This window comes from Pseudomonas syringae KCTC 12500 (genome assembly GCF_000507185.2).
Taxonomy (GTDB): Bacteria; Pseudomonadota; Gammaproteobacteria; order Pseudomonadales; family Pseudomonadaceae; genus Aquipseudomonas; species Aquipseudomonas syringae.
On sequence record NZ_AYTM02000002.1, the window covers coordinates 3,000,732 to 3,013,982 of the forward strand.

At 61.3% G+C, this 13,251-nt stretch carries 9 protein-coding genes; 8 read left to right on the forward strand and 1 reads right to left on the reverse strand.

The window, feature by feature from the left end; all coding sequences use genetic code 11:
- Positions 1-35: 35 nt before the first annotated feature.
- A complete protein-coding gene (aceE, locus tag V476_RS13640; RefSeq protein WP_003392156.1) occupies positions 36-2,681 on the reverse strand; it encodes a pyruvate dehydrogenase (acetyl-transferring), homodimeric type in 2,646 nt (881 codons plus the stop codon).
- 384 nt (positions 2,682-3,065) lie between these two features.
- Here aceE and glnE point away from each other — a divergent pair, with 384 nt between their 5' ends.
- The 8 genes from glnE (at position 3,066) to V476_RS13680 (ending at position 13,136) form a co-directional block, all read left to right on the forward strand.
- Positions 3,066-6,023 (forward strand): bifunctional [glutamate--ammonia ligase]-adenylyl-L-tyrosine phosphorylase/[glutamate--ammonia-ligase] adenylyltransferase, encoded by a 2,958-nt coding sequence (gene glnE / locus V476_RS13645; RefSeq protein WP_024663067.1) that lies wholly within the window; start codon positions 3,066-3,068, stop codon positions 6,021-6,023.
- 129 nt (positions 6,024-6,152) lie between these two features.
- On the forward strand, positions 6,153-7,187 hold the full coding sequence (gene waaF, locus V476_RS13650; protein ID WP_003318174.1) for a lipopolysaccharide heptosyltransferase II: 1,035 nt from the start codon (positions 6,153-6,155) through the stop codon (positions 7,185-7,187).
- A 2-nt stretch (positions 7,188-7,189) separates the two neighbouring features.
- Positions 7,190-8,254, forward strand: a complete 1,065-nt coding sequence (gene waaC, locus V476_RS13655) for a lipopolysaccharide heptosyltransferase I (protein WP_024959644.1) — start codon at positions 7,190-7,192, stop codon at positions 8,252-8,254.
- On the forward strand, positions 8,254-9,375 hold the full coding sequence (locus V476_RS13660) for a glycosyltransferase family 4 protein (protein ID WP_024959645.1): 1,122 nt from the start codon (positions 8,254-8,256) through the stop codon (positions 9,373-9,375). The genes waaC and V476_RS13660 overlap by 1 nt, the downstream gene beginning before the upstream one ends.
- A complete protein-coding gene (gene rfaP, locus V476_RS13665; RefSeq protein WP_003318176.1) occupies positions 9,375-10,181 on the forward strand; it encodes a lipopolysaccharide core heptose(I) kinase RfaP in 807 nt (268 codons plus the stop codon). Before V476_RS13660 ends, rfaP begins: the two co-directional genes overlap by 1 nt.
- Positions 10,181-10,915, forward strand: coding sequence for a lipopolysaccharide kinase InaA family protein (locus V476_RS13670; RefSeq protein ID WP_003392143.1), 735 nt, complete (start codon positions 10,181-10,183; stop codon positions 10,913-10,915). Before rfaP ends, V476_RS13670 begins: the two co-directional genes overlap by 1 nt.
- On the forward strand, positions 10,912-11,691 hold the full coding sequence (locus V476_RS13675) for a lipopolysaccharide kinase InaA family protein (RefSeq protein ID WP_024959646.1): 780 nt from the start codon (positions 10,912-10,914) through the stop codon (positions 11,689-11,691). Before V476_RS13670 ends, V476_RS13675 begins: the two co-directional genes overlap by 4 nt.
- Positions 11,691-13,136: a lipopolysaccharide kinase InaA family protein gene (locus tag V476_RS13680; protein ID WP_024959647.1), complete on the forward strand. Its 1,446-nt coding sequence runs from the start codon at positions 11,691-11,693 to the stop codon at positions 13,134-13,136. The genes V476_RS13675 and V476_RS13680 overlap by 1 nt, the downstream gene beginning before the upstream one ends.
- The last annotated feature ends 115 nt before the right edge of the window (positions 13,137-13,251 follow it).

The following is a 13,251-nucleotide window of genomic DNA, read 5'->3' on the forward strand; positions in this document are numbered from 1 at the left end:
GTTTACGCTCTGATCAGCGCTCTTGAAGCAGACTCTTAGCAGTCCAGTGGATTGCGTTTTTCAGGATCGATGCCGAACTTGGCGATGGCTTCAGCCACGACTTTAGGTTCGATATCGCCACGATCAGCCAAGGCTTCCAGGGCTGCCAGCACCACGAAGTGACGATCGACTTCAAAGAAGTGACGCAGCTTCTTGCGGCTGTCGCTACGGCCGAAACCGTCGGTGCCCAGGACTTTGTATTCCTTGGTTGGAACCCACTGACGAATCTGATCAGCGAACAGCTTCATGTAATCCGTGGATGCGATGACCGGACCTTTGCGACCGTTCAGGCATTCCTCGACATAGCTCAGCTGCGGCTTCTGGCCAGGGTGCAGGCGGTTGTTGCGCTCTGCAGCCAGACCGTCGCGACGCAGCTCGTTGAAGCTGGTGACGCTCCACACGTCGGCACCGATGTTGAACTCGTCACGGAGAATCTTCGCCGCTTCGCGAACTTCACGCAGGATGGTGCCCGAGCCCAGCAACTGGACGTGGTGCGCCGCTTCCTTGGTGTCTTCTTCGAGCAGGTACATGCCCTTGACGATGCCTTCTTCCACACCGGCCGGCATGGCTGGCTGGGCGTAGGACTCGTTCATCACGGTCAGGTAGTAGAAAACGTCCTGCTGCTCTTCGAACATCCGGCGCATGCCGTCCTGGATGATCACTGCCAGTTCGTAACCGTAAGTCGGGTCGAAGGTGCGGCAGTTCGGGATGGTCGATGCCAGGATGTGGCTGTGACCGTCTTCGTGCTGCAGGCCTTCACCGTTCAGCGTGGTACGGCCGGCGGTGCCGCCAACCAGGAAGCCACGGGTGCGGCTGTCGCCAGCGGCCCAGGCCAGGTCGCCGATACGCTGGAAACCGAACATCGAGTAGAAGATGTAGAACGGAATCATCGGCTGGTTGTGGCTGGAATACGAAGTGCCGGCAGCGATGAAGGAGGACATGGCGCCCGCTTCGTTGATGCCTTCTTCGAGGATCTGGCCTTTCTTGTCTTCGCGATAGAACATCACTTGTTCTTTATCGACTGGCTCGTAGAGCTGGCCGACCGACGAGTAGATGCCCAACTGGCGGAACATGCCTTCCATACCGAAGGTACGCGCTTCGTCCGGGATGATCGGCACGATGCGCTGGCCGATTTCCTTGTCCTTGACCAGTTGCGTCAGGATGCGCACGAAGGCCATGGTGGTGGAGATTTCGCGATCGCCCGAGCCATCCAGGATGGCCTTGAGGGTTTCGAGTGGCGGGGTCGGCAGGCTGAAGCTCTGCGCACGACGCTGCGGTACGAAACCACCCAGCGCAGCACGACGCTCGCTCAGGTAACGGGCTTCGGCGCTGCCTTCTTCCGGCTTGTAGAACGGCAGGGCTTCGAGTTCGGAGTCCTTGACCGGGATGTCGAAACGGTCACGGAAGTGACGCAGGCTGTCGACATCGACCTTTTTGGTGTTGTGCGCAGTGTTTTTCGCTTCGCCGGCGCCGGTGCCATAACCCTTGATGGTCTTGGCCAGAACCACGGTCGGTTGACCCTTGTGGTTGACGGCTTCGTGATAGGCCGCATAGACCTTGTACGGGTCGTGGCCGCCACGGTTGAGTTTCCAGATCTCGTCGTCGGACAGATCGGCAACCATGGCCTTGAGTTCAGGCGAGTTGAAGAAGTGCTCGCGGACGAACGCGCCGTCCTTGGCCTTGTAGTTCTGGTATTCGCCGTCGATGACTTCGTCCATACGACGTTGCAGGATACCGTCGACGTCCTTGGCCAGCAGTGGGTCCCAGAAACGGCCCCAGATGACTTTGGTGACGTTCCATTGGGCGCCACGGAACACGCCTTCGAGTTCCTGGATGATCTTGGCGTTGCCGCGAACCGGACCGTCGAGGCGCTGCAGGTTGCAGTTGACGACGAAGATCAGGTTGTCGAGCTTCTCGCGACCGGCCAGGGCAATGGCGCCCAGGGATTCCGGCTCGTCGGTCTCGCCGTCACCCAGGAAGCACCAGACTTTCTGCTTGCCTTCCGGGATGTAACCGCGGTGCTCCAGGTACTTCATGAAGCGCGCCTGGTAGATCGCCTGGATCGGGCCAAGGCCCATCGATACGGTCGGGAACTGCCAGAAATCTTTCATCAGCCACGGGTGTGGGTAAGACGACAGGCCATTGCCGTCGACTTCCTGACGGAAGTTGGTCATTTGCTCTTCGGTGATGCGGCCTTCCATGAATGCACGGGCGTAAACGCCTGGCGATGCATGACCCTGGAAGTAGATCAGGTCGCCGCCGTGTTCGTCGGTCGGGGCCTGGAAGAAATAGTTGAAGCCGATGTCGTACAGCGTGGCGCTGGAGGCGAAGCTGGATATGTGGCCGCCCAGATCCGGGTCGCCGATGTTGGTTTTGACAACCATGGCCAATGCGTTCCAGCGCACCAGCGAGCGAATGCGGCGTTCCATGAACAGGTCGCCAGGCATGCGTGCTTCGTGGGTGACAGGAATGGTGTTGCGATATGGCGTGGTGATGGCGTACGGCAGCTGCGAACCACTACGGGTGGCCAGCTCGCCCAAACGGGTCATCAGGTAGTGAGCGCGGTCTTCGCCTTCTTTGTCGAGAACCGATTCCAGGGCGTCCAGCCATTCCTGGGTTTCGACGGGATCGAGGTCTTGCATGGCTTGCTCCAGGGCGGAAAGGCTTCCAGAATCGGTTGCCTGAGTTTGCGACTGGCCTTGTGGGCAGACGACATAAATTCTTGGATTTCCGGAGGGTGGGATCCGGCGGCGTGTAGTTTTACTACAAATCGACGACGATTTCAGCCCTCCGAGTATCGGACCCAGTAGTAAAACTACAGAGAAGCGACTCAATCGCTCCTGTTGTCGTGTAGCTTAAAACGTTACTGTTGATCGCTATTGAATATCTTGCAGGTAAAAAGCGGATTTTTATGCTTCTAATTTGATTTTTCCAGCAATTTATAACCTTTGTTCGACAAGCGGTGCTGGCAGACGCGTCTCGCCGTAACGACGGACGGGCGTCTGCACGCCGATCAAGGATAGACCATGAGCCTACCTTTACTGGCCGAATTTCCGGCCATTCTACTGCCATCGATCAGCCGCGCCCGCCAGATGTTTCAGGCTGCGCTGACTGCCCTGTCCGAGGACGCGCTGGCTTCTTTCAACGCTTGGCCCGAGGCGCGACAGGCAGCCTTCGACCGGGTCTGCGCCGCCAGTGATTTTGTAACCGAACAAGTCTGCCGTGATCCGCAGATGCTTCTGCAGCTGGCCGATTCGGGCGAGCTGGAGCGTAGCTTCTCTGCCGGCCAATTGCGCGGTCAGCTTGCCGACGCGCTGTCGAGCGCCGCCAGCGAGGATGAACTGGGGCGTAATCTACGTCGACAGCGCGCACGCCAGCAAGTACGGATTATCTGGCGCGACCTGACCCGTCAGGCGAACCTCATCGAAACCTGCCGTGACCTGTCGGACATGGCCGATGCGTCGATCGATCTGGCTTACCAATGGTTGTACCCCCGGCATTGCCAGCAGTTCGGCACCCCGACCGGTCGTCATTCCGGAAAGCCGCAGCACATGGTCATTCTGGGCATGGGCAAGCTTGGCGCGGTCGAACTGAACCTGTCCTCGGACATTGACCTGATCTTCGGCTACCCGGAGGGCGGCGAAACCGTCGGCACCAAGCGTGCGCTGGACAATCAGGAATTTTTCATTCGCCTGGGCCAGCGGCTGATCAAGGCGCTCGACCCGGTGACCGTCGACGGTTTCGTGTTCCGGGTCGACATGCGCCTGCGCCCTTACGGTTCTTCCGGGGCACTGGTGCTCAGCTTCAATGCGTTGGAGCAGTATTACCAGGACCAAGGCCGGGACTGGGAACGTTACGCGATGATCAAGGCGCGCGTGGTCGGGGGCGATCAGGCGGCCGGTGCCGAATTGCTGGCGATGCTGCGTCCGTTCGTGTATCGCCGCTATCTGGACTTCTCGGCCATCGAAGCGCTGCGCACCATGAAGCAGCTCATTCAGCAGGAAGTGAAGCGCAAGGGCATGGCGGAAAACATCAAGCTGGGTGCCGGCGGCATTCGCGAGGTGGAGTTCATCGCCCAGGCCTTTCAACTGATTCATGGCGGCCGCGACCTGAGTCTGCAGCAGCGGCCGCTGTTCAAAGTGCTGAAAACCCTCGAGGGGCAGGGTTATCTGCCCTCGGCCGTGACCGAAGAGCTGCGTGAGGGCTACGAGTTTCTGCGTTATACCGAGCACGCCATTCAGGCGATCGCCGACCGTCAGACGCAGATGCTCCCGGACAACGAACAGGATCAGGCGCGCGTTGCCCTGATCATGGGCTTCGCTGACTGGGCTGCCTTTCACGAAAGGCTGATGTACTGGCGTGGCCGTGTGGCCTGGCACTTCCGTCAGGTCATTGCTGACCCCGATGCTGATCCGGACGACGAGCAAGATGAAGATGACGAAGTGGTGGTGGGAGGCGAATGGCTGCCGTTGTGGGAAGAGTCCCAAGACGAAGAAGCCGCAGGTCGCCAACTGTTGCAGGCCGGTTTCGTCGATGCCGAGAGGGCGCTGAAACATCTGGCCAACCTGCGCAGCAGTCCCAACCTGCGTTCGATGCAGCGTCTGAGCCGTGAGCGGCTGGACGCATTCATCCCCCGTCTGCTGGCTCAGGCGGTGGAACATGAGAAGCCCGACCTGGTATTGGAGCGCGTGCTGCCCTTGGTAGAGGCCGTCGCGCGGCGCTCGGCGTACCTGGTGCTGCTCACGGAAAACCCCGACGCGCTGCGACAGCTGCTGACCCTGTGTGCCGCCAGCCCGTGGATTGCTGAACAGATCGCGCGTTTCCCGTTGCTGCTCGATGAGTTGCTTAACGAGGGGCGCCTGTTCAATCCGCCGCTGGCCCCGGAACTGGCGGCCGAGCTGCGCGAGCGGCTGATTCGTATCCCCGAGGACGATCTCGAGCAACAGATGGAGGCCCTGCGGCATTTCAAGCTGGCGCACAGCCTGCGCGTCGCGGCGTCCGAGATATCCGGCAGCCTGCCGTTGATGAAAGTCAGTGATTACCTGACCTGGCTGGCCGAGGCGATTCTCGATCAGGTGCTCGCGCTGGCCTGGCGCTACAGCGTGGCCCGCCACGGTACGCCTTTGCGTCCGGACGGCACGTTGTGCGATCCGGGCTTCGTGATCGTCGGCTACGGCAAGGTCGGCGGTATCGAGCTGGGGCACGGCTCCGATCTGGATCTGGTGTTCATTCATGATGGCGATCTGGAGGCCGAGACCGACGGTGCCAAACCGATCGACACTGCGCAGTTCTTCACCCGGCTGGGGCAGCGGGTGATCCATTTGCTGACCACGCAAACCAACTCCGGTCAGCTGTATGACGTCGACATGCGCCTGCGGCCTTCGGGGGCGTCTGGCCTTTTGGTCAGCTCTCTGGGCGCTTTCGCCCGTTATCAGGCCAATGAAGCCTGGACCTGGGAGCATCAGGCACTGGTCCGTGCGCGGGTCATGACCGGCAGTCGGGATGTCGGCGAGCAATTCGAGAAGGTCCGTGCCGATGTGCTGGGGCGCGAACGCGATCTGGACAAGCTGCGCGCCGAAGTCAGCGAAATGCGCGCCAAGATGCGTGACAACCTCGGGACCCGCGCGACAGCGGCCGGCAGGGCGGCCAATGCCTTCGAGGCGGCGGTGCCATTCGACCTCAAGCAGGACGCCGGAGGTATCGTCGATATCGAATTTATGGTGCAATACGCCGCCTTGGCGTGGTCCAGAGAGCATCCCGCGCTGCTGCAATACACCGACAACATCCGGATTCTCGAAGGGCTGGAAGAGGCCGGGCTGCTGCCGGATACGGATGCCGGCCTGCTGCGCGAAGCCTATAAGGCGTATCGCTCGGCGGCACATCGCCAGGCCTTGCAGAAGCAGGCGGGCGTGGTCAGCGGCGATCAGTTTCATGCCCAGCGGCGTGAGGTGATGCGGATCTGGACGCAGATGGGGTTGAGCTGAGCCTCACGGCAACGGCACATTCCGCTGCAACACTCTATAAAGCTATGACAGGGAGGCGACAGGTTGTGTGGGAACGTCACGCAGTCTGATCGGCCTCCCTGATCGTTTCTGGTCGTTTTTGGATAGAACATGAAAATTCTGATCGTTGGGCCTAGCTGGGTCGGTGACATGGTGATGGCACAAACGCTGTTCCAGTGTCTGAAACAGCGTCATCCCGAGTGCGAAATCGACGTGCTGGCCCCTGAATGGAGCCGTCCGATACTGGAGCGCATGCCGGAGGTTCGTGCTGCGCTCAGTTTTCCGCTGGGGCACGGTGCCCTGGAACTGGCGACCCGTCGCCGGATCGGCAAATCTCTGGCTGGCCAATACGATCAGGCTATCCTGCTGCCCAATTCGCTGAAATCGGCGCTGGTGCCGTTTTTTGCCGGTATCCCGAAGCGCACCGGTTGGCGCGGGGAGTTTCGCTACGGCCTGCTCAACGACGTACGAACCCTCGACAAGCAGCGTTACCCGCTGATGATCGAGCGTTTCATGGCCCTGGCCTTCGACAAGGGCGCCGAGTTGCCGCGTCCTTACCCGCAACCGAGCCTGCGCATCGACCCGACCACGCGCGATGCCGCACTGAGCAAATTCGGCCTCACGCTGGATCGCCCGGTACTGGCGCTGTGCCCCGGCGCGGAGTTCGGCGAGTCCAAGCGCTGGCCCGCCGAACATTACGCACAGGTCGCTGACGCGAGTATTCGCGAAGGCTGGCAGGTCTGGCTGTTCGGCTCGAAAAAGGATCACCCGGTCGGTGAGAGCATTCGCCAGGAACTGATTCCCGGCCTGCGTGAGGAGTCCGTCAACCTCAGTGGCGAGACCTCGCTGGCCGAAGCCATTGACCTGCTGTCGTGCGCCGACGCTGTGGTGTCCAACGATTCCGGCCTGATGCACGTGGCCGCAGCATTGAACCGTCCGCTGGTGGCTGTCTACGGCTCGACCTCGCCGGGCTTTACGCCGCCGCTGGCCGACGCAGTCGAGGTGGTGCGACTCGGCATCGAGTGCAGCCCGTGCTTCGAGCGCACCTGCCGTTTCGGCCATTACAACTGCATGCGTCTGCTTGAGCCGGACGCCGTGATTCAGGCGCTCAGCCGCCTGAGTAGCACGCCGGTGGAGGTTGCCTGATTTTGCGGGTACTGCTGATCAAGACGTCTTCACTGGGTGATGTGATCCATGCCTTGCCCGCGCTGACCGATGCGGCGCGCGCGCTGCCCGGCATTCGCTTCGACTGGGTGGTCGAGGAAGGCTTCGCGGAAATTCCCGCCTGGCATCCGGCGGTCGACAGGGTCATCCCGGTAGCGATTCGCCGCTGGCGCAAGCACCTCTGGCAGACCTTCAGGTCCGGGGAATGGCGGCGTTTCAAACAGCAGATGCGCGAACAGCGTTATGATCTGGTGATCGATGCGCAGGGCCTGTTCAAAAGTGCCTGGCTGACACGCTATGTCGATGCGCCGGTGGCCGGTCTGGACCGCGATTCGGCACGCGAGCCGGTTGCCAGTCGCTCTTATGATCGCGCTTTTCCAGTGGCGCGCGGGCAGCATGCGGTCGAGCGGCTGCGTCAGCTGTTCGCTCAGGCGCTGGGTTATCCACAGCCGTCCGGCATGGGCGATTACGGTCTCAAGCCACTGGCGACCCTGGATGACAGTTTGCAGGCCCCGTTCGTGCTGTTCCTGCATGGCACGACCTGGGACACCAAGCACTGGCCCGAGCTGTACTGGCGGCAACTGGCCGAATTGATGGCAGCGCGCGGTCTGCAAGTGCAGTTGCCGTGGGGCAATCCGGCAGAGAAAGCTCGTGCCGAGCGTATTGCCGAGGGTCTGAGCAGTGCGCACGTGCTGCCGAAGCTCAATCTGGCAGGGGTTGCGCGGGTACTGGCCAGCGCGCAGGCGTGCGTCGCGGTAGACACTGGCATCGGCCACCTGGCTGCTGCACTGGATGTGCCGACCATTTCCCTGTTCGGCCCGACCAATCCGGGCCTGACCGGGGCCTACGGCAAGTCGCAGGTGCATCTGGCCAGCGACTACCCCGGCTGTACGCCGTGCCTGCAAAAGAAATGCACGTACCAACCGAGCGCCGACGATCAGCGCCGGTTCGACCTTAAGCGCGAGTGGCCGATGTGCTTCACTCGCTTGAATCCCGAGCGAGTAGCGAGCCAATTGGGCGCGCTGTTGCTGGCAAAGGAACCTGGCTGATGCAACTGGCTTTTGTACTCTACAAATACTTTCCGTTCGGCGGCCTGCAACGCGACTTCATGCGCATCGCGCTGGAGTGCCAGCAGCGCGGCCATCAGATCCGCGTCTATACCCTGATCTGGGAAGGCGATGTGCCTCCCGGTTTCGAGGTGCTGGTGGCGCCGGTCAAGGCGTTCTTCAATCATCGGCGCAACGAAAAGCTCAGCGCCTGGATGGAAGCAGACCTGGCCAAACGCCCGGTGGACCGCCTGATCGGTTTCAACAAGATGCCCGGCCTGGATGTGTATTACGCCGCCGACGGCTGTTTCGAGGACAAGGCGCAGAACCTGCGCAGCCCGCTGTATCGCAAGTGGGGCCGTTATCGCCACTTTGCCGACTACGAGCGCGCAGTGTTCGCCAAGGACTCGAAAACCCAGGTGCTGATGATTTCCGAAGTGCAGCAGCCGCTGTTCATCAAGCATTACGACACCCCGCCGTCGCGCTTTCATCTGCTGCCGCCGGGGATTTCCCTGGATCGCCGTGCGCCGCCGGATGCACCTGAGATCCGTGCAGGCTTTCGCAAGGAGTTCTGCCTTGCCGACGATGACCTGTTATTGGTGCAGATCGGCTCCGGTTTCAAGACCAAGGGCGTGGATCGCAGCCTAAAGGCGCTCGCGGCTCTGCCCGCCGGGCTGAAGAAACGCACGCGACTGTTTGTAATCGGGCAGGACGACCCCAAAGTATTCCAACTGCAGAGCTCGGCGCTCGGCCTGGGTGATCAGGTGACCTTCATGAAAGGGCGCAGCGATATTCCGCGTTTTCTGCTGGGCGCCGACCTGCTGATTCATCCGGCCTATAACGAAAACACCGGGACCGTGCTGCTCGAAGCGCTGGTTGCCGGTTTGCCGGTCCTGGTCAGTGCGGTCTGTGGTTACGCTCACTATATTGCCGAGGCCGATTGCGGGCGGGTGCTGGATGAGCCGTTCGAGCAGGCGCAGCTCAATCGCTACCTATCGCAGATGCTTCAGGACGATGCCGCACGCAGCGCGTGGTCGCGCAATGGCCTGACCTTTGCCGACACGGCAGACCTTTACAGCATGCCGCAACACGCTGCGGATGTGATTCTGGCGGAGCACTATTGATGAAGCTGTTCCTTGCTGAGCCGTTCAAGAACCTGTGGGCGGGGCGCGATGCGTTCGTCGAGGTCGAAGGCCTGAGCGGTGAGGTCTACCGCGAGCTGGAAGGGCGCCGCACACTGCGCACCGAGGTCGATGGGCGCGGTTACTTCGTCAAGATCCACCGCGGCATTGGCTGGGGCGAGATCGCCAAGAACCTGGCGACCGCCAAGCTGCCGGTACTCGGCGCGGGCAAGGAATGGGACGCCATCGAGCGCCTGCATGAAGTCGGCGTCCCGACCATGACCGCCGTGGCCTATGGCGAGCGTGGCAGCAACCCTGCCGCGCAGCACTCGTTCATCGTCACCGAAGAACTGGCACCGACCACCAGCCTCGAAGACGTCAGCCTCAACTGGCGCAACGAGCCGCCCGAGCCGCGTCTGAAGAGAGCCTTCATTGCCGAAGTCGCCCGCCTGGTCGGCATGATGCACCGCGCAGGCGTCAATCATCGCGACTGCTACATCTGCCATTTTTTGCTGCACACCGACAAGCCGGTGACCGCTGACGATTTCAAACTCTCGGTCATCGACCTGCACCGTGCCCAGACCCGCCGTGCGATCACGCCACGCTGGCGCAACAAGGACCTGGCCGCGCTGTATTTTTCAGCGTTGGACATCGGCCTGACCCGCCGCGACAAACTGCGTTTTCTCCAGGGCTATTTCCAGAAGCCGTTGCGCGAAATCCTGCTCAAGGAAGCGACGCTGCTGACCTGGCTGGATAAAAAAGCCGACAAGTTGTATCAGCGTAAAGTGCGCTACGGAGACGCACTCTGATGGCGGGCTGGAAGCTCGAGCCCGAGTACGCGTTCCTGGAACCGGAATTTGGCAGCCTGGATGCCGTATTTGCCTTGCAGGGACAGCAGTTGACCCGCGATCCGCTGTCCGACGTCATCCGCATCGAGCGCGCCGGGGTTTACTACTATGTCAAACGCTACGTGGGCGCGGGCAAGGGGCTGCGTCGCTACATGGGCAAGCCGAGGGTCAAGTCCGAATGGCAGAACCTCAAGCGCTTTGCTAAATGGGGCATCCCCACCGCAGAAGTCGTGGCCTGGGGCCTGGAGCGCAACGGCGCGGCGTATGATCGCGGCGCACTGATCACACGTGGCTTGCCGAACACCGAAGACTTGTCGGCACTGGCGCAACGCAAGGATCCGCGACTGGCCGATCGCCACTGGGTCGACGCGCTCAGCCGCCAGTTGGCTGCCTTTACCCGGATCATGCACGACAACCATTTCACACATAACGATTTGAAATGGCGCAACCTGTTGGTCGATAACGAGGGCAAGCTGTTTTTCATCGACTGCCCCAATGGTGCATTCTGGTGGAGCTTCATGCTGCGCTATCGGATCACCAAGGATCTGGCCTGCCTGGACAAGGTCGCCAAGTATCACTTATCGGCCACCCAGCGCCTGCGCTTCTACCTGCAATACCGCCAGCGAACGCGTTTGAACGCCTCCGACAAAAAACGTATTCGACATATCGTCAGCTTTTTCGAGGGCCGTGAATGAGCGTTTTTATTGCCAGTGCCGACCAGCCTTTACTGGCGCGTCACAACCTGGCTGATTTTGAATCGCTTTGGAACATCCGACTCGATGCGGTCGATGAGCCCAATACCGGGCGCGGCGGCTGGAGCAGTGTGTTCCGCCTCGATCTGGACGGTCAGGGGTTTTACCTCAAGCGTCAGAGCAACTACCTGACTCACACGTTGCATCACCCGTTTGGCGAACCGTCGTTCTCGCGCGAGTTTCGTAACATCAGTCGCTATCGCAAACTGGGCATCCCGGCATTGCAGGCGGTGTTCTATGGCGAGCGCAAGGTCGCCGGCGAACGCCGGGCGATCCTGATGACGCGTGCGCTGGACGGCTGGACCGATCTTGACGAACTGTTGCAGCAGTGGAACCAGATGGAGGCCCCTCAGCGTCAGGCAATACTGCACGCCTGCGGCCAGCTGGCGCGCACGCTGCACGGCGCCGGACAGGTGCATGGCTGCTTCTACCCCAAGCATATTTTTCTTCAGGCAGCCGGTACGGGGTATCAGGCGCAACTGATCGACCTGGAAAAAACCCGTCCGGTGATCTTCGGCAAGCGTGACCTTGCCCGCGACCTCGAACCGCTGCTGCGCCGCGCGCCCATGTGGAATGAGGCCGATCGGCGCGAGCTGTTGGCGGCTTATCTGCAAGCCACGCCGAACAGCCTGCTGGTCGACGCCTGGAGTGCGCGCCTGGGCAAGCGCGGCGCTCACAAACGAGACCTTCAACACCGCGATGATAAAGAGACCCGTTGATGCGCCTGTCTGAACTCAAGACCGCCGGACGTACCCCCGAGTTGCCGATGAGCCTGACGCTGGCCGATGCTGCCGGATCGGCTGAACTGCAATTGCTGACCCTGCTGCGGGTATTGCCGGGGCAGCGCTATGTCGGCGCCGGTGTCTGGCGAGGCCGAACGGTGCTGGCAAAACTGCTGGTGGGCGACAAGGCGGCCCGACACTTTCAGCGTGAGCTGGCCGGCGTAAGGCTGCTTGCCGAACAGGGCCTGACCACACCGCTTTTGCTGGCCGACGGTTTGCAGGACGGTGAGGGTGGCTGGCTGTTGTTCGAGTTTCTGGAGCAGGCGCCAAGCCTGGGCGATGCCTGGAATGCTGTTAAGCACCTGCCACCGCTGGCAGACGAGCAGCAAGCGGTGCTCGGTGAGGCGCTATCGGCCATTACCCGGCAGCACGCAAAAGGCCTGTGGCAGGAAGACCTGCACCTGGACAACCTGCTGCGCCACAAGGGGCAGTTGTACCTGATCGATGGCGCCGGCATTCGTGCTGAACAGGCCGGTACGCCGTTGTCCCGGCAAAAAGTTCTGGAAAATCTCGGCGTGTTCTTTGCCCAGTTGCCCAGGTCTTTCGAACCGTTTACTGAAGAGCTGTTGGTGCATTACCTGTTGAGCAATGCCGAGCATGGTTTGCCGATGGAAGCGCTGCAAAAGCAGATCGACAAGGTTCGCAGCTGGCGGCTCAAGGACTTCATGAGCAAGACCGTGCGCGACTGCAGTCTGTTCAGTGTCGAGGACAGCGCTTCGGTGTTCCGCGCTATTCGTCGCGAGGAAGAACCCGCGATGCTGCCGGTGCTGAGTCAGGCGGATGCCTTGCTCGACAAGGGCCATCTGTACAAGACCGGTGGCGCTGCGAGTGTCGGGCGGGTTGAGATCAATGGTCGTCCGCTGGTCATCAAGCGCTACAACATCAAGAATTTCAGCCATTGGCTCAAGCGCTTCTGGCGCCCCAGCCGGGCCTGGCATTCGTGGCGCGAAGGCAACCGGCTGATGTTCCTCGGCATCGCCACACCCAAACCGCTGGCCGTGCAGGAAAAGCGTTTTCTCGGCTTGCGCAGCAAGGCCTGGCTGGTGACCGAGTTCATTGATGGGCCGGACATCATCGAACGCTTCGCTCCGTATGTGGAAAACGGTGATGCACCAGAGGTCGAACTGCTGGCGCTGGATCGGCTTTTTGCGCAGCTTATCCAGGCGCGCATCAGCCATGGTGATTTCAAGGGGCATAACCTGTTCTGGCACGTCGATCGCTGGGCGATGATCGACCTGGACGCCATGCAGCAGCACAACTCGCAGTCGTCATTCGCTGCGGCCTACGCCCGTGACCGGGCCCGCTTCATGCGCAACTGGCCAACGCAGAGCGCGCTGCACCAGTTGCTGGAGCAGCGCTTGCCGAAGCTTGTGACGGACTGAGCCCGGCTGACCCTCGTGCCAGCGCGGAGCGCTCATCCGTAGTGGCTGACTCTCGTGCCAATGCTCCGCGTTGGCATGCCGTTCCGGACGCTCCGCGTCCTCTGTGTGACGCGGA

Bases quoted from the DNA above. Each gene is read 5' to 3' on its own strand.
- aceE (WP_003392156.1), bottom strand. From the start codon at position 2,681: ATGCAAGACCTCGATCCCGTCGAAACCCAGGAATGGCTGGACGCCCTG.
- glnE (WP_024663067.1), top strand. From the start codon at position 3,066: ATGAGCCTACCTTTACTGGCCGAATTTCCGGCCATTCTACTGCCATCG.
- waaF (WP_003318174.1), top strand. From the start codon at position 6,153: ATGAAAATTCTGATCGTTGGGCCTAGCTGGGTCGGTGACATGGTGATG.
- V476_RS13660 (WP_024959645.1), top strand. From the start codon at position 8,254: ATGCAACTGGCTTTTGTACTCTACAAATACTTTCCGTTCGGCGGCCTG.
- rfaP (WP_003318176.1), top strand. From the start codon at position 9,375: ATGAAGCTGTTCCTTGCTGAGCCGTTCAAGAACCTGTGGGCGGGGCGC.
- V476_RS13670 (WP_003392143.1), top strand. From the start codon at position 10,181: ATGGCGGGCTGGAAGCTCGAGCCCGAGTACGCGTTCCTGGAACCGGAA.
- V476_RS13675 (WP_024959646.1), top strand. From the start codon at position 10,912: ATGAGCGTTTTTATTGCCAGTGCCGACCAGCCTTTACTGGCGCGTCAC.
- V476_RS13680 (WP_024959647.1), top strand. From the start codon at position 11,691: ATGCGCCTGTCTGAACTCAAGACCGCCGGACGTACCCCCGAGTTGCCG.